This is a genomic window from Kitasatospora sp. NPDC053308 (assembly GCF_055585785.1).
Map to the genome: position 1 here is coordinate 315,722 of NZ_JBVJJY010000009.1, position 19,056 is coordinate 334,777.

Here is a 19,056-nt window from a genome sequence, read left to right on the forward strand (position 1 = left end):
CCGGCCCTCGGCGGCTTCGATCGTCCCCAGGTGCCTTGCGCGCGGCCTCAGTTGACGCAGTATGTGCCCGGCGGCCGCCACTCCGGCCCGACCAGCCGCTGCTCCAGCGCGTTCGGGGTGATCCGGATCCCGACCGTCCCGTCCAGCCCGACCCGGAACCGGCTGCGAGCCAGCGCGATCAGCGCCGTCAGGCCGTACTTGTTGATCAGCGAGGTGCGGTAGCGCGCGGTCGCGTCGGCGTCGCAGAGCCGGGCGCGGGCGGGGACGCTGCGCCCGGTCGGGCGTCCGTGGGCGTCGCACGGGCCGACCAGCACCCGCGGGTGGCGGCGGATCCGTTCGGCCTCGTCCGAGTGCGCCGGGGTCCAGACCCCGAGCGCCGTGCCGTCCGGCACCACCCAGAGCTGCGACTCGGTCCGGCTGCCGTCCTCGGCGAAGGTGGTCAGCAGGAGGTACCTGCTGTCGGCGAGCCGCTCGGTTCGGTGGTGCACGTTGTCCTCCCTCTGGCGGCGGGGGGGCGGGTCAGTGCCCGTGGCCCCCGGTGACCTCGCGGTACTCCTCTGCGGTGGGCTTGGGGATCCGCGCGTGTTCGCCGTGCAGAGCGCGGGACAGCCGTGCGCGGGTGCGGGTGAGCGCCCCTGCCGGGCGGGCCACTCCATTCTCGTCGACCGGGGCCGGCAGTTCGAGGGGGCGGGGCTGCTCGTGCGCCGTGAGCCGGTGGAGTTCGGCCGGCGCGAGCCCGGCGTGCAGCTCGGTGAACTCGCCGTGCGGCAGCCGCTTGATGACGCCGGTCTCCCGTCCGTGCAGCACCTTGTCGCGGTCCCGGCGCTGCAGGCCGAGGCACCACCGCTTGGTGACGACGAAGACGATCACCGGGACGGCGAAGAGGCCGACGCGGGCGGCGTAGGTGATGGCGTTGAGGGACAGGTGGAGATGGGTGGCGATGAGGTCGTTGCCGCCCGCCACCAGGGCCACCAGGTAGAGGCTGATCCAGGCGGCGCCGAGCGCGGTGCGGACGGGCGCGTTGCGCGGCCGGTCCAGCAGGTGGTGCTCCCGCCGGTCGTCGGTGACCCAGCCCTCCACGAACGGGTAGACCGCGATGGCGGCCAGGACCAGCGGGAACAGCGTGAACGGGATCAGCACCCCGAGGTTGAGGGTGTGGCCCCACAGCCCGACCTCCCAGCCCGGCATGATCCGGATCAGGCCCTCGGCGAAGCCCATGTACCAGTCCGGCTGGGCGTCGGTGGAGACCTGGTCCGGGCGGTACGGTCCGTACGCCCAGATCGGGTTGACGGTCGCGATCGCCGCCACCAGCGCGATGATGCCGAAGACCAGGAAGAAGAAGCCGCCCGCCTTGGCCGTGTAGACCGGCATCAGCGGCGAGCCGACGACGTTCTTCTCGGTCCGGCCGGGGCCCGCCCACTGGGTGTGCTTGTGGTAGAAGACCAGGATCAGGTGCGCCACCAGCAGGCCCAGCATGATGCCCGGGACGAGCAGCACGTGGATGGTGAAGAACCGCGGCACGATGTCGTGGCCGGGGAACTCGCCGCCGAACAGGAACATCTGGACGTAGGTGCCGACCAGCGGGACCCCGAGGATCGCGCCCTCGATGAACCGGATGCCCGTTCCGGAGAGCAGGTCGTCCGGCAGCGAGTAGCCGAAGAAGCCGTCCAGCATGCCGAGGAAGAGCAGCAGGAAGCCGAACACCCAGTTGATCTCGCGCGGCTTGCGGAACGCGCCGGTGAAGAACACCCGCATCATGTGCACGAACATGGCCGCGACGAACACGATCGCCGCCCAGTGGTGGATCTGCCGGATCAGCAGACCGCCGCGCACCTCGAAGCTGATGTCGACGGTGGAGGCGTAGGCCTCCGACATCGCGATGCCCCGGAGCGGCAGGTACGAGCCGTCGTAGACCACCTCGCCCATGCTCGGCTTGAAGAAGAGGGTCAGCCAGACACCGGTCAGGATGATGATCAGGAAGGTGTAGAGGCAGATCTCGCCCAGCATGAAGGACCAGTGGTCCGGGAAGATCTTGCGGAGGTTCGCCCTGGCCAGGGTGTAGATCCCCAGCCGGCCGTCCGCCCAGTCGGCGGCCCGCTGCCCCCGCCCTGGGCTCTGATTCCGGGTCATGTCGCACGCACCTCGGTCCGAAGGAAACGGGGAGATGTCCCCGATTCGCACTGGGGCCCAGCTTAAACGGGGGGTAGTCCCCACTTCTAGTCGGGGGTGCCCGGACGACGGGGGCCGAGTGGGCGGAAACGTAGGCGGCCCGCCGGGCCCGGAAACGGCGAGCGGCCCGCCCGGTGTCCTGAGACACCGGACGGGCCGCGTTCGCACCCGAGTGGAACCCCTGGGCGTCAGTGCACCAGCACCGGCACCTCGTCGCTCTTCGCGGCGCCCGCCCCGGCGCCCGCCCCCGCCGCCGAGCCCGGACGGCCGGCGTTGATGAAGGTGAAGGCGACGGCCGCGGCGGCCACCAGGATGCCGAAGGACACCCAGATCGCGGTCGAGAAGCCGTGCACCATGCCGCCGAACTGCAGGGCCTTCGCGGCCTCCGGGTTGGACGCGGCCGCGGCGGTGGCGTGCGAGGCCAGCCAGCTGGTGGTGGCGCTGGCCGCGATGGTGTTCAGCAGCGCGGTGCCGATGGCGCCGCCGACCTGCTGCGAGGTGTTGACCATGGCGGAGGCCACGCCCGCGTCGCGCGGCTGGACGCCGTGCGTGGCGAGGCTCATGGCCGGCATGAACGCGGTGCCCATGCCGAGGCCCATCAGGACCAGGCCCGGCAGGATCAGCGCGGGGTAGGAGGTGTCCAGGCCGATGTGGGTCAGCAGGAACATGCCGATCGACGCGACCAGGAAGCCGGGCGCCATCAGGTAGCGCGCCGGGACCCGGGTCATCAGCCGGGCACCGATCTGGGTCGAGCCGGTGATCATGCCCGCCACCATCGGCAGGAAGGCCACGCCGGTCAGCACCGGGCTGTAGCCGAGCACGATCTGCAGGTAGTAGGTCAGGAAGAGGAACAGACCGAACATGCCGATCACGGCCATGCCCAGCGACAGGTACACCCCGCCGCGGTTGCGGTCCAGCACCACGCGCAGCGGCAGCAGCGGGGCCTTGACCTTGCGCTCCACCAGCACGAAGGCGGAGAGCAGCACGGCGGCCGCGGCGAACAGGCCCAGGGTGCTGCCGGCCGTCCAGCCGTTGGACTCGGCCCGGGTGAAGCCGTAGACCAGCGACACCAGGCCGGTGGTGACCAGCAGGACGCCGGGGACGTCCAGCTTGTTGCGGTTGCGGCCCTCGGCCGGCTCGCGGATCACCATGACGGCGCCGACGGCGGCCACGATGGCGAACGGGATGTTGACGAAGAAGGTCCAGCGCCAGTTCATGTACTCGGTCAGCAGGCCGCCTAGGATCAGACCGATGGCGCCACCACCACCGGCGATCGCGCCGTAGATGCCGAAGGCCTTGGCGCGCTCCTTGGCCTCGGTGAAGGTCACCGCGAGCAGGGAGAGCGCGGCCGGGGCGAGCAGCGCGCCGAACACGCCCTGCAGGGCGCGCGCGCCGAGCAGCATCGCGGTGTTGGCCGCGGCGCCGCCGAGCGCCGAGGCCAGCGCGAAGCCGGTCAGGCCCACGACGAAGGTGCGCTTGCGGCCCCAGAGGTCCGCGATCCGGCCGCCGAACAGCAGCAGGCCGCCGAAGGCCAGGGCGTAGGCGGTGATCACCCACTGGCGGTTGCCGTCGGTGATGCCCAGGTCCCGCTGTGCGGACGGCAGGGCGATGTTCACGATGGTGGCGTCGAGGACGACCATCAGCTGGGCGAGCCCGATGAAGATCAGCGCCTTCCAGCGCCGGGGATCGGGCAGTGTCGCCGGTCGGGCGTCGGTTTGAGACATGGGGTTACTCACTTCACGGTGCGTGGTGTGCGTGCACGGTCGACTCACGGACGGGACAGGTGAGTCGAGGCGCACGGGCGAAAGGTGCTCGGAGGGCGTGCGGGGGCGTGCCGGGGCGGCGCCGCTCAGGAGTGCGGGCCGTTCGGTGCCGTCGGCCGGAGCGGGCGTGCCGGTCGGGCCGCTGTCGGATCAGAAGGGTCTGGGCAGAGGTGTCGGATCAGGTGGGGGGATCGGTCAGCTCTCGGAGTGGAAGTCCTGGAAGGTCGCGGCCCGGCCGGGCAGGACCGAACGGGCCGGCGTGCGCAGGCCGTCCAGGAAGATCTGCAGGTGCCGGTGGACGAAGTCGTCCAGCATCCGGCAGGAGGTGTTCGGCAGCGGTCGGGTCAGCTGGCTCATCGCGATGAACAGGTCACCGTGCTCGACGTCCGCCCGCAGTTCACCCGCGGCCCGGGCGCGCTCCATCAGCCCGCCCACGGCGGACTGAAGGCGCTCCCGGATCTCGGTCAACTCCGGGTCGTGCGGGTCGACATGACTGCTGAACAGGGTGCAGAGGCCGCCGACCTTCTCCGCCACGGTCGCGTGCGCGAACCGCTGCAGAGCGTCGAACGGGCCACTGCCGTCAGGGTCGTCCGCCTCCACCGTCGCCGTCTCGGCGAGAGCCAGGATGCGGTTCTTGACGAGCAGCGCCACTTCCTGGATCAGCGCCATCCGGTCCGGGAAGTTCCGGTAGAGAGTGGCGTTGCCGACCCCCGCCCGCTTCGCGATCTCGTCCAGCGGTGCGTCCGCACCGTGCTCGACGAACGCGTCCCGGGCCGCCAGCACGATGCGCTCCCGGTTCCGGCTCGCATCCGCACGCAGCTTGGGCGTACGGGTGCTCTCCGCGGGGCGGACCGACTGGGCGGTGGTCACGACGACTGCTCCTCCAGGATACCGGGGAAATTCTCCCCGCTTCTGCCAACGTACTCACAAACGGGGAATCTGTCCCCGCAATTTCCGCCGCCGATGTGACCTGCGTCACATCTGTCCGGGGCGTGATGGTGGGCACTATCGTCGAAAGCCCACAGAGCCCGTAGCCACTCGCCGGTGTGTTCGTTGTCCCGGAGGGTGCCCAGGCGAAGGAGTACAGCCCATGACCGCGCTCTCCGACCGCCCGCAGATGCTGCCCGAACAGTTCGAAGAGCTCGCTCATCTCATGGCCCGGACAGCCGACGGCATCCTGCCGGAGCTCATCAACGGGAAGTTGAGGGTCAAGCCGGTGCCGGATGGTGACCACGGCCGAATCATCCAGTGGCTTCTTCGGCTCTGCATCCAGGCGCGCCCAGAGCTCTATCTGCACGATCAAGGGCTGAAGCTCCGAGGAGATCGCGGTGGGTTCGCCCGCCCGGACGGCATGCTTGCCGACGCCGACGCCTTCGTAGGGCGGGGCGACTGGGCCACGACCGAAGACGTGCTGATGGTCGCGGAGGTCACTTCGTTCGATTCTGATACCGACCGACGGGACTGCGTCGAGAAGCCGCGCGCCTACGCCGAGACCGGCATCCCCGTCTACCTGCTGATCGACCGGGACTCCGCCGAGGTCGTCGTCCACAGCAGGCCCGACGGCGTGCGCTACGAGACCGTGCAGACCCTTCCGTTCGGCCGGACGGTCCGGTTGCCCGAGCCGGTCGGGATCGAGCTGGACACCGAGCCGCTGAAGAACTGGGTGCGCTGATCCCGGGCATGGCGTTCCCCGGGGTTGTACGCCCGTCGGCCTAGGCTGTGGGCGTTCCCGGACGGCCGGTGGGTCGTGGGAGTCGGGAGGGGCCCGGCGGCCGGGTGGGCGAGGAGGTGCGCGGTGGGCATCGGTGAAACCGCCAGGGTGCGCTGCGTGGCGGCCGTTCCGTGCTGGGTGAGCCTGATCGCCCGGGACCTGGAGGGCGCGAAGGACTTCTACGGGCCCCTGCTCGGCTGGGAGTTCGAGCCCGGACCGGACCGCTTCGGGCCGTACGTGCACGCGGTGGTCGAAGGGGAGGCGGTGGCCGGGCTCGGCCTCGCCGGGGGCGGGGCGATCCCGCCCGCCTGGACCAGCTACTTCGGCACCGAGAGCGCCGACGCCGCCGCCGACGCGGTGCGGGAGCGCGGCGCGACGCTCGCGGTCGGCCCGCTGGCCTTCGACGCCGGGCGGGTGGCCTTCGCCGCGGACCCGGCGGGTGCGGTGTTCGGCATCTGGGAGGGCCCGCTGGGCCGGGCCCGGAGACTGGAACTGCCCGGCGCGCCGGTCTGGATCGAGCTGCGCACCCCGGACCCGTTCGCGGCGGCCCTGTTCTACGGCGAGGTGTTCCGCTGGGACGGCCGCGACCCGGAGCACTTCGACGTCCGCTGGGAGCACGACCGGGTGGTGCTGCGCGCCGAGGGGAACAGCGTCGCGGCGCTGGCCAGGGAGCAGGCGAGCGGCCCGGCGGGGATGCCCCCGCACTGGGAGGTGTCCTTCGCGGTACCGGACGCCGACCGGACACTGGCCAGGGCCGTGGAGCTGGGCGGCGCGCCGCTCGGCCCGGCCTTCGACTCCCCGTACGGGCGGGTGGCCCGGTTGCAGGACCGCGAGGGCGCCCGGTTCGCGGTGATCAGCGCGAAGGACTGACCGGCGGCTCAAGGCCCGCCCGGCCCTCCCGGCCCGCCCGGCTCGCCCGGCCCGCCCGGCCCGGAGGGATCGAGGCCGAGCGTGGCCCGCTCCGCCCGCAGCCGGTCGCCGAGCGCGGTGCGGGCGGCCGAGGGCAGGGCCTTGCGGGCGGCGGGGAAGAGCTGCTTCTCCTCGCCGCGCAGGTGCCGCCGCACGGTGTCGGCGAGGCCGCGCAGCAGGGTGTCGAAGGCCGGGTCGGCCGGTGCGAGGGTCTGCAGGTCGGAGAGGTACTGCCCGATCGCCAGGTGGTCGTGGATGCCGGCGAACACCAGCGTTCCGCCGTCCGGCACGTCGTGCTGCACGACCGGGAAGAGGTGCTCCTCCTCGGCGGCGCAGTGCGCGAACAGCAGGTCGGTCAGCCGGGTCACCAGGTCGCCGCGCTCGGCGCTGCCCGCCGGGGCGGCCTCGATGGCGTCGAGCAGTTCGGTGACCGCCCGGTGGTCGGCGGTGAACTCGCCGAGGATGTCCGGCCTGCGGCTCATGGCAAACCCGCCTCTCGCACGGAGAACTGGCCCCCGCCTCCCAGTATCCGGCGTCGGTGGGCGCACCCGGGAGACCTCCGGTCACCCTCCGTTCCGATCGCCACCCGCTTGGTCACCCGCCGTTCCGGTCGCCCAGCCCCGGTCACCCTCCGTTCCGGTCGCCCCGCCCCCGGTCACCCGCCGTTCCGGTGGCCCAGCCCCGGTCACCCGCCGTTCCGGTCGCCCCCGTCCCGTCGCCCGGTGAGGGCGAGCAGCCGGGTCTGCGGGCCGGCGTCCTCCGGGGGCGGGACCGGCGGGTCGAAGACTCCGCTGCCGGAGAGGTCGCCGTAGCCGGAGATCTCGCCGAGCGCGTAGTCGACGAGGTCCGCCGGGAGCCGGGTGAGCCGGCCGATGCCCTCGGCGAGGTCCCAGGTGTGGATGACCAGGTCGGTGGTCAGCTGGTCCAGGTAGTACTGCCCGGTGGCGTCCCCGAAGGAGAGGTGGACGGTCAGCTCGGTGGCGCCGGGGACGGCCCAGGCCCGCCGGGCGGCCTCGGCGGCGTCCGTCCAGGCGGCGACCGGGTCGTCGCCGAGCACGTCGCCGTCGTAGCGGCCGCCGACCTCGGAGACGGTGGCGCCCATCAGCAGGTCGGGCACCCAGAGCTGCTCGCCGGTGAGGTGGTTGACCAGGTCGCGGACGGACCAGTCGGTGCAGGGGGTGGGGGAGTCCCACTGGTCGGGGGTGATGAGGCGGACGCGTTCGTCGAAGGCGGCCAGGGCCTCCGGGTACGGGGTGCCGCTGCGCGTCGCCCGCTGGTGTCGCCTGCGGTGAGCCATGCCTCCACCCTGCCCCGGCCCGGGCGGGGGCCGCGAGTCGCCCACGGACCGTCAGTTGTTCAAATTCGAACTCCAAGGTACGGTCGGAGGAGCGGCGGTTCAAATTTGAACAATGGCGCCGGGGTGACGACCCCCGCCCGCCGCGCCCCCCGCCCCTCGCCCCGGCCCAGGGCCGGCGACGGGCGACCGACGACTGACGACCGCACCCCGATCGATGGAGACGCGCATGCCGAGCAGCAGCCCGAGCACGACCGCCGCCACCAGCCCCACCGTCCGCCCCGCCCGGGAGACCCCCGGGTCCGCGACGACCTCCCCGCACGCCTACGACGCCGGACTCCTGCTCCTGCGCCTGGTGCTCGGTCTGACCATGGCCGCGCACGGCAGCCAGAAGCTGTTCGGCTGGTTCGGCGGCGGTGGGATCGACGGCACCGGCCAGTTCTTCACCATGAGCGGCTACCCGGCCGGCAACACCATGGCCGTGGTCGCCGGCCTCACCGAGACGATGGGCGGACTCGCCCTCGCCGTCGGCCTGTTGACCCCGCTGGCGGGTGCCGCGATCGTCGGCACGATGGTCAACGCGATCGCCGTCACCTGGGGCGGCGGGTTCTTCGCCCCGAAGGGCAGCGAGTACGAGCTGCTGCTGACGGCGGGTGCCGCCGCGCTCGCGCTGACCGGCCCGGGCCGCTACGCGGTGGACCGCTTCCTGCCCGTGGTGCGCGCGCACCGTCTGGCGTACGGCGTGGCCGCCGTGGTGGTCGGCCTGGTGACGGCGGGCGTGATCCTGCTGCTGCGCAAGTAGTGGCGTCGGGCCGCGAGCCCGACGACAATCGACCGGCCCGGAGGCCGTGGTGGCGGACCGTCACCACGGCCTCCGCGCGTTCTCCCGCGCACCGCGCGCAGTCGTGAGGGTTCCCAAGGCCATGTGATGTGTGCCATGGTACATGTCACACTCCCCGCCGGAACGACGGAGCCGCCCCCACGCGGCCCCGCCGCCCACGGTCCTCGATCCCCCACCGGCCGCGCCCCGATCGCGGCCGACGACGGCCCGGAGGCCCCCACGTGAGTCCCGCCCGGCTGCTGCGACTCCCGCAGTTGGCACGATTGTTGACGCTCCTCCTGTCCCTGTTCCTGGCGGTCGGCCTGTTCGCGCCGCAGAGCCAGGCCGCTCCCGCCGCCGCTCCAGGCGGCGCGCCCAGCCCCGCCCCCGCCGGGCCGGCCCCCCAGCCCGCCACCGGCAGCGCCGAACGCGGTGACGGCGAGCGGCAGTTCGCCTCCGCCGACCAGCGCGCCCCGCTGTCCCTGGACACCCGCCCGGCCGAGGTGAAGGCCGCGACGACGCCGGCCACCACGTCCCTGCGCCTCGGTGCGGCCGCCGAACAGGCCTGCAACACCGGCGACTTCACCGGCCGGACGGGCGTCGACCTGGTCCAGCACATCAAGGCCGCCGACCTCCAGTGCATCAACAGCCTGTTCCCGCTCACCGGCGCCGACGCGCGCGGCGCGTTCCGCGAGGAGCAGATGACCACCGTGGCGTACGCGCTGCGGGATGCGGCCGGGAGCTACCCGGGCGACGACTCCACCTCGGTCGAGCAGTTGGTGCTCTACCTGCGGGCCGGCTACTTCGCGCAGTGGTACCACGCGGACGACGTCGGTCCGTACGGAACCGCCCTGCAGACGGCGATCCGCGCCGGGCTGGACGCGTTCTTCGGCAGCGCCCACTCGCGCGACGTCACCGCGGGCAACGCGCCGATCCTGGGCGAGTCCGTCACCCTGATCGACAGCGCGCAGGAGAACATCCGCTACCTCCCGGTGGTCAAGCGCCTGTTGACCGACTACACCAGCGCCACCTGGAACCCGGCCGGCCTGGCCTGGTCGGTCAACCCGGTGTTCACCGTGCTGTTCCGCGGCCACCAGGTGGCCGGCTTCGACGCGGCCGTGGAGGCCGACCCGAGCGTGCTGGACGCCCTGTCCGGCTTCGCGAGCCGCAACAACGACCTGCTCGGCGGCGACTACGGCGTGCTGGTCTACAACGCGACCAAGGAGCTCGGCCGCTTCCTGAAGGACCCGGCGCTGCAGACCAAGGTCCGGCCGCTCGTCAAGGCGCTCGCCGCGCAGGCCGCGCCGAACGGCCGCACCGTCTTCCAGTGGGCCGCGGTGGCCGAGGCGGTCGGCTTCTACGACGCCGCCAACTGCTCGTACTACGGCACCTGCAACGCCGCCGACCAGCTCAAGGCCGGTGTGCTGAAGGTGAGTTACACCTGCAGCCCGAGCATCAAGCTGATCGCCCAGGCGCTGGACGCCACCCAGCTGGGCACCACCTGCACCAGCCTGACCGGCCAGGACGCCTACGTCCACGCGGTGGTCAAGGACAACGGCCCGGTCAAGGACGACGGCAACACCACCATCGAGGTCGTGGTCTTCCACTCCTCGCTGGACTACCAGGTGCTGGCCGCCGCCATCTACGGCATCGACACCAACAACGGCGGCATGTACCTGGAGGGGGACCCTGCGAAGGCCGGCAACCAGCCGCGCTTCCTCTGCTACGAGGCCGAGTGGGTCCGCCCGGCCTTCCAGATCTGGAACCTCAACCACGAGTACACCCACTACCTCGACGGCCGCTTCGACATGTACGGCGACTTCAACGCCGGCATGACCACCCCGACCGTCTGGTGGGTGGAGGGCTTCGCGGAGTACGTCTCCTACTCGTACCGCAAGGTGGTCAACGACGCCGCGATCGCGGCGGCGGCCCGGCACACCTACAAGCTGAGCGACCTCTTCGACACCGTCTACGGCGACCAGGACCGGGTCTACCGCTGGGGCTACCTGGCCGTGCGCTACATGCTGGAGCAGCACCGCCCGGACATGGACGCGCTTCTCGCCAAGTACCGGGTGGGGGACTGGGCCGGCGCCCGCACCCTGCTGAAGACCACCATCGGCACCCGCTACGACGCCGGCTTCGACAGCTGGCTGACCGCCTGCGCGAACGGCGCCTGCGCGACGAACCCGACCGTCCCGCAGCTGCCGGAGTGCGCCGCCGCCGACCCGCGGGCGCTGGACGCGAACTGCGCCCGCAGCAACGTCGCGGCCACCACGGGCAACTACGCGCACTTCTACCTCCTGGTGCCGGCCGGCACCAAGCAGGTGAAGATCACCACCAGCGGGGGCACCGGCAACGGCGACCTCTACTACAACCCGGCGGGCTGGGCGTACACCGGCTCGTACGCGACGAGGTCGGCCGGCCCGGACAACTCCGAGACGCTGACCGTGACCAACCCGCCGGCCGGGTACGTGTACTTCAGCCTCTACGCCCAGCAGGGCTTCAGCGGGGTGACCGTCACGAGCGAGATCTGAGCCGAGTACGGCGAGAACGGACAGGTGACCGCCCCGGCGGAGGCGCTTCGGCGCCCCGCCGGGGCGGGTCCGCGCGTCCCCTCGTGGATCAGCCGCCGACCCGGACCAACGCCAGGGTGATGTTGTCCGGCCCGCCCGCCTCGATCGCGGCCTTCCACAGCTCGAACGCGGCCTTGCCGTCGGAGCGTTCGGCGCCGTCGTAGGACCGGGCGAGCAGCGCGGCCAGCTCCTCCTCGGGCACCGGGTCGGTCAGGCCGTCGCTGCAGACCAGGTAGCGGTCGCCGGTCGCCAGCGGCATGCCGCGCAGATGCGGTTCGACGAAGGTGAGCCCGAGTGAGCCGCCCAGGGTCTGGGTGACCACCGAGGTGGTGCGCTGTCCGGGCGGCAGCGGCGGGCTGTCGTCCACGCTCACCCGGCTCAGCCCGTCCCCGGTGATCCGGTAGACCCGGCTGTCGCCGATGTTGAAGGCCACCGCCCGCTCGGGCAGCAGCAGCAGTCCGGCGACGGTGGTGCCCATCGAGGCGAGCTCCGGATCCCCGGCGGCGGCCGCGTAGACCGCCCGGTTGCACTCCTCCAGCTCCTCCCGGACGGCCTCCTCACCGTCCATGGCGTCCCCGTCGGCGGCGAGCCTGCGGGCGACGATGGCGCTGGCCACCTCGCCGCCGGGGTGGCCGCCCAGGCCGTCGGCCACGGCGACCACGCAGGGCGGGCCGAGCGGGAAGAGCAGGGTCTGCGGGTTGGCGGTCACCGTGGCGCACAGGGTCCACGGCCCGACCGTGAGGCTGTCCTCGTTGTGCTCCCGCACCAGGCCCTCGTGGCTCAGCGCGCTCACCGCGATGTACGGCGCCATCGTCCGCCGCCCTTCCTTCCGGAGCCCTGCCGTCGTCGGTGCCCCGCCTTCCATTGTGGGCGGGAATAACGATCCGCACCCGCGTGCTAAGGTGGTTGAAACTTGAACGACCTGGTCCCGTCGAACGACCTGGCCCCCTCAGGAGTTGGTGAGCAGCATGCAGTTCGGAATCTTCACCGTCGGTGACGTGACCGCCGACCCGACCACCGGCCGCACTCCGAGCGAGCACGAGCGGATCAAGGCCATGGTGGCGATCGCGCGCAAGGCCGAGGAGGTCGGGCTGGACGTCTTCGCCACCGGCGAGCACCACAACCCGCCGTTCGTGCCGTCCTCCCCGACGACGATGCTCGGCTACATCGCCGCGCAGACCGACCGCATCATCCTCTCCACGTCCACGACCCTGATCACCACCAACGACCCGGTGAAGATCGCCGAGGACTTCGCGATGCTGCAGCACCTCGCCGAGGGCCGGGTGGACGTCATGATGGGCCGCGGCAACACCGGCCCGGTCTACCCGTGGTTCGGCAAGGACATCCGCCAGGGCATCCCGCTCGCGATCGAGAACTACGCGCTGCTGCACGAGCTGTGGCGCGAGGAGGTCGTCGACTGGAGCGGCCGCTTCCGCACCCCGCTGCAGGGCTTCACCTCCACCCCGCGCCCGCTGGACGGCGTCCCGCCGTTCGTCTGGCACGGCTCGATCCGCAGCCCCGAGATCGCCGAACAGGCCGCCTACTACGGGGACGGCTTCTTCGCGAACAACATCTTCTGGCCCAAGGAGCACTTCCAGAAGCTGATCAACCTCTACCGCGAGCGCTACGCCCACTACGGCCACGGCACGCCCGAGCAGGCGATCGTCGGCCTCGGCGGGCAGGTGTTCATGCGGAAGAACTCCCAGGACGCCGTGCGCGAGTTCCGTCCGTACTTCGACAACGCCCCGGTGTACGGGCACGGGCCCTCGCTGGAGGAGTTCACCGAGCAGACCCCGCTGACCGTCGGCAGCCCGCAGGAGGTCATCGAGAAGACGCTGACCTTCCGCGAGACCTTCGGCGACTACCAGCGCCAGCTGTTCCTGATGGACCACGCCGGCCTGCCGCTGAAGACGGTGCTGGAGCAGCTGGACCTGCTCGGCGAGGAGGTCGTGCCGGTGCTGCGCGAGGAGTTCGCCAAGGGCCGCCCGGCCGGCGTGCCGGACGGGCCGACCCACGCCGCGCTGGTCGCGGCCCGCGACGAGCAGACCGCCCGCGCCGAGGAGACCGCCCGCGACGAGGAGAAGGCCGAGGTGTCCAAGTGAGCACGTACAAGCTGGTGGTGGTGAGCGCCGGCCTGGGCAAGCCGTCCTCGACGCGCCTGCTGGCGGACCGGCTCACCGACTCGACCGTCCGGCAACTCGCCGCAGAGGGCCGGGAGGTGGAGGTCACCGTGGTCGAACTGCGGGACCTCGCGGTGGAGATCGCGAACAACTTCGTGACCGGCTTCCCCGGCGCCGCGCTGCGCGGGGCGATCGAGGCGGTGACGGCGGCGGACGGCCTGATCGCGGTGACGCCGATCTTCACGGCCTCCTACAGCGGTCTGTTCAAGTCCTTCTTCGACGTGATCGACAACGACGCGCTCACCGGCAAGCCGGTGCTGATCGCCGCGACCGGCGGCACCCCCCGGCACTCGCTCGCCCTGGAGCACGCCGTCCGGCCGCTGTTCAGCTACCTGCGCGCGGTGGTGCTGCCGACCGCCGTCTACGCGGCCACCGACGACTGGGGCGCCGCGGGGGACGGGCACACCGACGGGCTGCCGCGCCGGATCGACCGGGCGGCGGGCGAGCTGGCGGCCCTGCTGTCCGGCCGCGGGCCGGCCGCGCCGGCGGTGCCGGAGCAGGTGGTGCCGTTCGAGCAGCAGCTGGCGGCGCTGCGGGCGTGAGGCCGTCAGGCCGTGAGGCCGTAGGCGGAAGGGCGGGTGCGCGGGAGGCGCACCCGCCCTTCGCTGTTCCCCCCGGCAGGGCCGTCCGCTCATTCGAACGGCCCTGCCGGGGCCCTGCCTCGCAGGGCCGTCAGGCCTGCCCGGCACGGCGGTTCCGGTGCGCGTCGGCCGCGCCGAATCGTCCACCGTGCGGTGTACTGGCCCCGGCGTCCCGAGGAGGCCCGATCCATGCCGTCCGAACCGCAGTCCGACTTCCCGCCCGAGTCCCGAGCCGAGTCCCCGCCCGAGCCGCAGGCCGTGCTCTCCCCGCTGACCGGCGCGGCCGTCTTCCTGGTGCTCACCGTCGAACCCGGCGGCGAGGACACCGTCCGCGACCTGCTGCCCGACCTCGCCGGCCTGCGTCGCTCGGTCGGCTTCCGGGCGCCCGAGGGCGGCCTCACCTGTGTCACCGGCATCGGCTCCGCACTCTGGGACCGCCTCTTCGACGGCCCCCGGCCCGCCGCCCTGCACCCCTTCCGGGAGGTCGCCGGGCCGCGTCACCGGGCCCCGTCCACCCCGGGCGACCTGCTGCTGCACCTGCGGGCCGAGCGGATGGACCTCTGCTTCGAACTGGCCGGGCAGCTCACCGACCGGCTCGCCGGGGCGGCCACGGTGGTCGACTCCGTCCAGGGCTTCCGGTACTTCGACGACCGGGACCTGCTCGGCTTCGTCGACGGCACCGAGAACCCGGAGGGCCGGGCCGCGGTGCGCGCCGCGCTGGTCGGCGCGGAGGACCCGGCCTTCGCCGGGGGCAGTTACGTCATCGTTCAGAAGTACCTGCACCAGCTGGACAAGTGGAACGCGCTGAGCGTCGAGGAGCAGGAGGGCGCGGTCGGCCGCACCAAGCTCACCGACATCGAGCTGGCCGACGACGTCAAGCCCGCCGACTCGCACGTGGCGCTCACCGTGATCACCGGTCCGGACGGCGAGGAACGGAAGATCGTCCGCTTCAACATGGCCTTCGGCTCCTTCGAGGGCGGCGGCGAGTTCGGCACCTACTTCATCGGCTACGCGCGCGATCCCGGGGTGACGGAGGAGATGCTGACCAACATGTTCGTCGGCAAGCCGCCCGGTACCACCGACCGGCTGCTCGACTTCTCCACCGCCGTCACCGGCTCGCTGTTCTTCGTCCCGACCGCCGACCTCCTCGCCTCCCCGCCCCCGCCCCGGGGCACCACCCCGGCGGAGGCTCCGGCCGCCGCCCCGGGCCCCGCCGCTCCCGCCGGTGACGGCTCGCTGGGCATCGGCAGCCTCAGGCAGACCCCCTGAACCGGACTCCAGCGATCAGGACCACGGATCAGGAGCACCGATCAGGACCCCAGCGAACAGGACCCCGCCAGCAGGACCCCAGCGAACAGGACCCCGCGCATGAACAACCTCCACCGGGACCTCGCCCCCGTCTCCGCCTCCGCCTGGGAGGAGATCGAGGAGGAGGCCCGTCAGACCTTCAAGCTGCACATCGCCGGGCGCCGGGTCGCCGACCTGAACGGGCCCGGGGGCACCGACCTCGCGGCGGTCGGCACCGGTCACCTGACCGGCATCGAGGCTCCGGTGGACGGCGTCCAGGCGCACGCCCGCGCCGCCCAGCCGGTGGTCGAGCTGCGCGTCCCCTTCACCGTCCGCCGGGAGGCCGTGGACGACGTCGAGCGGGGCTCCCGGGACTCCGACTGGCAGCCGGTCAAGGACGCCGCCCGCACCCTCGCCCTCGCGGAGGACCGCGCCGTCTTCGAGGGCTACCGCGCCGCCGCCATCGACGGCATCCGGGCCGCCTCCACCAACCCGCCGGTTCCGCTCCCCGCGGACGTCCGCGAGTACCCGGAGGCCGTCAGCCGCGCCCTCACCGCCCTCCGGCTGGCCGGCGTCGGCGGCCCCTACTCCTTGCTGCTCGGCGCCGAGGTCTTCACCGCCGTCAACGAGACCAGCGACCACGGCTACCCCGTCCACAACCACCTGGCCCGCCTGCTGGACGGCGACATCATCTGGGCCCCCGCCATCGAGGGCGCCTTCCTGCTCTCCACCCGTGGCGGCGACTTCGAGCTCTTCCTCGGCCAGGACGTCTCCGTCGGGTACCTCTCCCACGACGCCGAGACGATCCGTCTCTACCTGCAGGAGTCCCTCACCTTCCGCGTCCTCACCGGGGAGGCCGCCGTCGCCCTGGGCGGCGCGGCGCCGGACGACGCCCCGAGGGCCCCCGGGCACCGGGAAGGGTACTGAGTTCCTTTACGAGGGGTACTGAGTGCCGTATTCTCTCCCTGGAGCCTCTGACGCCAGTCGAAGAGAGCCGACACGGTACGCCGGTCCAGGTGGCGCTTGCGGCGCGCGAGTCGCGGCCGGGCCGCACTTGGCACTCAGTACCCTCGGCATGACCTGAGGCCATGGATCAGTGCATCCGTGCACCCGTGACAGGAGAACCGCTCATGAGCTTGAGGATCGTCGTCTGTGTGAAGTACGTGCCGGATGCGACGGGTGACCGTCGTTTCGCGGACGACCACACCACCGACCGGGACGGCGTGGACGGCCTCCTGTCGGAGCTGGACGAGTACGGCGTGGAGCAGGCGCTGCGGATCGCGGAGGCGAACGAGGGCGCCGAGGTGACGGTGCTGACGGTCGGGCCGGACGACGCGAAGGACGCGCTGCGCAAGGCGCTGTCGATGGGTGCGGACAAGGCCGTGCACGTGAACGACGACGACATCCACGGTTCGGATGTGATCGGGACGTCGGCGGTGCTGGCGAAGGCGCTGGAGAAGACCGGGTTCGACCTGGTGATCGGTGGCATGGCGTCGACGGACGGGACGATGGGTGTGCTGCCGGCGCTGCTGGCGGAGCGTCTGGGTGTGCCGCAGGTGACGCTGCTGTCCGAGGTGTCGGTCGAGGGCGGTGTGGTCCGGGGTCGTCGTGACGGTGACGCGGCGACCGAGCTGGTCGAGGCGCCGCTGCCGGCCGTGGTGTCGGTGACCGACCAGTCGGGCGAGGCCCGTTACCCCTCGTTCAAGGGGATCATGGCGGCGAAGAAGAAGCCGGTGGAGTCGCTGGACCTGGACGACCTGGGCATCGAGGCGGACGAGGTCGGTCTGGCGGGTTCGTGGACGGCGGTGGAGTCGGTGGCCGCGCGTCCGGCGCGTACCGCGGGCACGGTCGTCAAGGACGAGGGCGAGGGCGGCAAGGCGCTCGCCGGCTTCCTCGCCGACCAGAAGTTCATCTGAGCCGGCCGAACCGCCGACCCCCTCGACCCACAGCGAACACGGAGACATTGAGCAATGGCTGAGATTCTCGTCCTGGTGGACCACGCCGACGGTGTGGTCCGCAAGCCGGCCCTGGAACTGCTGACCCTGGCCCGCCGTATCGGCGAGCCGTCCGCCGTCGTGCTGGGCGCCGGTGCCGCGGCCGCCGAGATCGCCGCGAAGGCCGGCGAGTTCGGCGCGGCGAAGGTGTACGTCGCGGACGGCGCGGAGTTCGCCGACCGGCTGGTCGTCCCGAAGGTGGACGCGCTGGCGCAGATCGCCAAGGCCAACGACGTGGCGGCGGTGCTGGTCACCTCGTCGGGCGAGGGCAAGGAGGTGGCCGCGCGCGTGGCGCTGCGGATCGGTTCCGGTCTGATCACCGACGCGGTGGACCTGGAGGCCGGTGAAGGTGGCCCGGTCGCCACGCAGTCGGTGTTCGCGGCCTCGTTCCAGGTGAAGTCGAAGGTCACCAAGGGTGCGCCGGTGATCACCGTCAAGCCGAACGCGGTGGCTCCGGAGGCCGCGCCGGCCGCGGGTGCGGTGGAGAACGTGTCGGTGGAGTTCAGCGCGAACGCCGCCACGGTGACCTCGCGCACGCCGCGGGTGTCGACGGGGCGTCCGGAGCTGACCGAGGCCGCGATCGTGGTCTCCGGTGGCCGTGGTGTCGGTGCGGCCGAGGGCTTCGGTGTGGTGGAGGAGCTGGCGGACGCGCTGGGTGCGGCCGTCGGTGCCTCGCGGGCCGCGGTGGACGCGGGCTGGTACCCGCACAGCAGCCAGGTCGGCCAGACCGGCAAGCAGGTCTCCCCGCAGCTCTACGTGGCCAACGGCATCTCCGGTGCGATCCAGCACCGGGCGGGCATGCAGACCTCGAAGACCATCGTGGCCGTCAACAAGGACCCCGAGGCCCCGATCTTCGAGCTGGTGGACTACGGCGTGGTCGGCGACCTCTTCGAGGTCCTGCCGCAGCTGACCGCCGAGGTGAAGGCCCGCAAGGCCTGATCCCGCGGGGACGCGAGGAGGGCGTGGCACCGGGTACTCGGTGCCACGCCCTCCGTCGTCGTGCCGGCGTGCCGCGGGGCGGAATTCCGCCCGCTCCGGTCCCGCCGGCTTTACTCCGCGAATGCCGCGAGGTGCTGGGTGAACCCCCCCTGGGACGGCGGCAACGGACGCGGCTCGGGCTCCGGCGGCACGGGCGGCTCCTCCACCGGCAGCAGCCGCAGCTCCGGCTGGTCGGAGCCGGGGGAGGAGAGCAGTCGCACCCGGGTGCCGACCGGCACGGTGCTGCGCATGCCGTCCACGATGCACCAGACGTCGAAGCCCTCCGCCATGCGGATCAGCGACTTCTGACGGACCAGCGGCGTGCGGGCCTGCTCGACCGCGCAGCGCCGGACCACGCCGGTGCCCTCGCTGGGCTCCAGCCGGAGCTCCGTGGAACCGCAGGTGGGGCAGAGCAGCCGCTGGAAGGTCGGGTTGTTGCACCACGTGCAGCGCTGGAAGTACAGCGTCGTGCTGCGGGTGTCGGCATCGATGGCTGGGTGGACCACGTTGTCATCTCCCTGCGCTCGGACGGGCTTCGTTCGGCGGAACTCCCGCGGACGGGCGACAGGAGTTCGGCAGGAAAAGGATAGGGAACTCAGTACCGCCAAGGGAAGGCACTGAGTTCCCTTTTTGCCGCGCGCATGCATAATGAAGGGTACTGAGTACCGTCGTGAAACAGGAGTGGCGATCATGAGCCAGGAGTTCGATCTCTTCCGTATCTCCGAGGAGCACGAGATGCTCCGTGAGGCGGTGCGTTCGCTGGCCGAGGCGAAGATCGCTCCGTTCGCGGCGGAGGT

Annotated in this window: 18 protein-coding genes; 10 read left to right on the forward strand and 8 right to left on the reverse strand. The window is 72.0% G+C overall.

Features of this window, described 5'->3' with window-relative positions; translation table 11 throughout:
- Positions 1-47 precede the first annotated feature (47 nt).
- From ACZ6Y7_RS22315 to ACZ6Y7_RS22330, 4 genes are all read right to left on the reverse strand, one after another.
- Positions 48-488 (reverse strand): PPOX class F420-dependent oxidoreductase, encoded by a 441-nt coding sequence (locus tag ACZ6Y7_RS22315; protein ID WP_465759649.1) that lies wholly within the window; start codon positions 486-488, stop codon positions 48-50.
- A gap of 31 nt (positions 489-519) precedes the next feature.
- The gene (gene qcrB / locus ACZ6Y7_RS22320; protein ID WP_465759650.1) at positions 520-2,130 is read right to left on the reverse strand and encodes a cytochrome bc1 complex cytochrome b subunit; all 1,611 of its coding nucleotides are present in this window, start codon (positions 2,128-2,130) and stop codon (positions 520-522) included.
- Positions 2,131-2,357: 227 nt separating this feature from the next.
- A complete protein-coding gene (locus ACZ6Y7_RS22325; protein WP_465759651.1) occupies positions 2,358-3,893 on the reverse strand; it encodes an MFS transporter in 1,536 nt (511 codons plus the stop codon).
- A 234-nt stretch (positions 3,894-4,127) separates the two neighbouring features.
- Positions 4,128-4,802: a TetR/AcrR family transcriptional regulator gene (locus ACZ6Y7_RS22330; RefSeq protein ID WP_465759652.1), complete on the reverse strand. Its 675-nt coding sequence runs from the start codon at positions 4,800-4,802 to the stop codon at positions 4,128-4,130.
- 220 nt (positions 4,803-5,022) lie between these two features.
- On the opposite strand from ACZ6Y7_RS22330, the gene ACZ6Y7_RS22335 reads away from it, so the two are divergent.
- Entirely contained in the window at positions 5,023-5,604 is a 582-nt protein-coding gene (locus ACZ6Y7_RS22335; protein ID WP_465759653.1) for a Uma2 family endonuclease, read from the forward strand.
- A 123-nt stretch (positions 5,605-5,727) separates the two neighbouring features.
- The gene (locus ACZ6Y7_RS22340) at positions 5,728-6,513 is read left to right on the forward strand and encodes a VOC family protein (protein ID WP_465759654.1); all 786 of its coding nucleotides are present in this window, start codon (positions 5,728-5,730) and stop codon (positions 6,511-6,513) included.
- Positions 6,514-6,521: 8 nt separating this feature from the next.
- Here ACZ6Y7_RS22340 and ACZ6Y7_RS22345 read toward each other — a convergent pair whose 3' ends face one another.
- Positions 6,522-7,034 carry a hemerythrin domain-containing protein gene (locus ACZ6Y7_RS22345; RefSeq protein ID WP_465759655.1) on the reverse strand — a complete coding sequence of 171 codons (513 nt, stop codon included), beginning with the start codon at positions 7,032-7,034 and terminating at the stop codon, positions 6,522-6,524.
- 203 nt (positions 7,035-7,237) lie between these two features.
- A complete protein-coding gene (locus ACZ6Y7_RS22350) occupies positions 7,238-7,849 on the reverse strand; it encodes a TIGR03086 family metal-binding protein (RefSeq protein WP_465759656.1) in 612 nt (203 codons plus the stop codon).
- A 226-nt stretch (positions 7,850-8,075) separates the two neighbouring features.
- On the opposite strand from ACZ6Y7_RS22350, the gene ACZ6Y7_RS22355 reads away from it, so the two are divergent.
- Complete coding sequence (locus tag ACZ6Y7_RS22355; RefSeq protein ID WP_465759657.1) at positions 8,076-8,648, forward strand: DoxX family protein; 573 nt, start codon at positions 8,076-8,078, stop codon at positions 8,646-8,648.
- A 260-nt stretch (positions 8,649-8,908) separates the two neighbouring features.
- Positions 8,909-11,200: a M9 family metallopeptidase gene (locus ACZ6Y7_RS22360; RefSeq protein WP_465759658.1), complete on the forward strand. Its 2,292-nt coding sequence runs from the start codon at positions 8,909-8,911 to the stop codon at positions 11,198-11,200.
- Positions 11,201-11,288: 88 nt separating this feature from the next.
- On the opposite strand, the gene ACZ6Y7_RS22365 is transcribed toward ACZ6Y7_RS22360, so the two are convergent.
- Positions 11,289-12,050 (reverse strand): PP2C family protein-serine/threonine phosphatase, encoded by a 762-nt coding sequence (locus ACZ6Y7_RS22365; RefSeq protein WP_465759659.1) that lies wholly within the window; start codon positions 12,048-12,050, stop codon positions 11,289-11,291.
- 157 nt (positions 12,051-12,207) lie between these two features.
- On the opposite strand from ACZ6Y7_RS22365, the gene ACZ6Y7_RS22370 reads away from it, so the two are divergent.
- From ACZ6Y7_RS22370 to ACZ6Y7_RS22395, 6 genes are all read left to right on the forward strand, one after another.
- Positions 12,208-13,341, forward strand: a complete 1,134-nt coding sequence (locus ACZ6Y7_RS22370) for an LLM class flavin-dependent oxidoreductase (protein WP_465759660.1) — start codon at positions 12,208-12,210, stop codon at positions 13,339-13,341.
- Positions 13,338-13,961, forward strand: coding sequence for an FMN reductase (locus ACZ6Y7_RS22375; protein WP_465759661.1), 624 nt, complete (start codon positions 13,338-13,340; stop codon positions 13,959-13,961). The genes ACZ6Y7_RS22370 and ACZ6Y7_RS22375 overlap by 4 nt, the downstream gene beginning before the upstream one ends.
- Positions 13,962-14,189: 228 nt before the next feature.
- Complete coding sequence (locus tag ACZ6Y7_RS22380; RefSeq protein WP_465759662.1) at positions 14,190-15,269, forward strand: Dyp-type peroxidase; 1,080 nt, start codon at positions 14,190-14,192, stop codon at positions 15,267-15,269.
- Between the two features lie 99 nt (positions 15,270-15,368).
- Positions 15,369-16,214 carry a family 1 encapsulin nanocompartment shell protein gene (locus ACZ6Y7_RS22385; protein WP_465759663.1) on the forward strand — a complete coding sequence of 282 codons (846 nt, stop codon included), beginning with the start codon at positions 15,369-15,371 and terminating at the stop codon, positions 16,212-16,214.
- A gap of 203 nt (positions 16,215-16,417) precedes the next feature.
- Positions 16,418-17,203 carry an electron transfer flavoprotein subunit beta/FixA family protein gene (locus ACZ6Y7_RS22390; protein WP_465759664.1) on the forward strand — a complete coding sequence of 262 codons (786 nt, stop codon included), beginning with the start codon at positions 16,418-16,420 and terminating at the stop codon, positions 17,201-17,203.
- Positions 17,204-17,257: 54 nt separating this feature from the next.
- On the forward strand, positions 17,258-18,220 hold the full coding sequence (locus ACZ6Y7_RS22395) for an electron transfer flavoprotein subunit alpha/FixB family protein (protein WP_465759665.1): 963 nt from the start codon (positions 17,258-17,260) through the stop codon (positions 18,218-18,220).
- A gap of 110 nt (positions 18,221-18,330) precedes the next feature.
- On the opposite strand, the gene ACZ6Y7_RS22400 is transcribed toward ACZ6Y7_RS22395, so the two are convergent.
- The gene (locus ACZ6Y7_RS22400; protein ID WP_465759666.1) at positions 18,331-18,765 is read right to left on the reverse strand and encodes a PhlB family protein; all 435 of its coding nucleotides are present in this window, start codon (positions 18,763-18,765) and stop codon (positions 18,331-18,333) included.
- Positions 18,766-19,056: the final 291 nt, after the last annotated feature.

Excerpts from the sequence above, each read along its gene's own strand:
- qcrB (WP_465759650.1), bottom strand. The coding sequence starts at position 2,130 with ATGACCCGGAATCAGAGCCCAGGGCGGGGGCAGCGGGCCGCCGACTGG.
- ACZ6Y7_RS22325 (WP_465759651.1), bottom strand. The coding sequence starts at position 3,893 with ATGTCTCAAACCGACGCCCGACCGGCGACACTGCCCGATCCCCGGCGC.
- ACZ6Y7_RS22335 (WP_465759653.1), top strand. The coding sequence starts at position 5,023 with ATGACCGCGCTCTCCGACCGCCCGCAGATGCTGCCCGAACAGTTCGAA.
- ACZ6Y7_RS22345 (WP_465759655.1), bottom strand. The coding sequence starts at position 7,034 with ATGAGCCGCAGGCCGGACATCCTCGGCGAGTTCACCGCCGACCACCGG.
- ACZ6Y7_RS22350 (WP_465759656.1), bottom strand. The coding sequence starts at position 7,849 with ATGGCTCACCGCAGGCGACACCAGCGGGCGACGCGCAGCGGCACCCCG.
- ACZ6Y7_RS22355 (WP_465759657.1), top strand. The coding sequence starts at position 8,076 with ATGCCGAGCAGCAGCCCGAGCACGACCGCCGCCACCAGCCCCACCGTC.
- ACZ6Y7_RS22365 (WP_465759659.1), bottom strand. The coding sequence starts at position 12,050 with ATGGCGCCGTACATCGCGGTGAGCGCGCTGAGCCACGAGGGCCTGGTG.
- ACZ6Y7_RS22370 (WP_465759660.1), top strand. The coding sequence starts at position 12,208 with ATGCAGTTCGGAATCTTCACCGTCGGTGACGTGACCGCCGACCCGACC.
- ACZ6Y7_RS22380 (WP_465759662.1), top strand. The coding sequence starts at position 14,190 with ATGCCGTCCGAACCGCAGTCCGACTTCCCGCCCGAGTCCCGAGCCGAG.
- ACZ6Y7_RS22385 (WP_465759663.1), top strand. The coding sequence starts at position 15,369 with ATGAACAACCTCCACCGGGACCTCGCCCCCGTCTCCGCCTCCGCCTGG.
- ACZ6Y7_RS22390 (WP_465759664.1), top strand. The coding sequence starts at position 16,418 with ATGAGCTTGAGGATCGTCGTCTGTGTGAAGTACGTGCCGGATGCGACG.
- ACZ6Y7_RS22395 (WP_465759665.1), top strand. The coding sequence starts at position 17,258 with ATGGCTGAGATTCTCGTCCTGGTGGACCACGCCGACGGTGTGGTCCGC.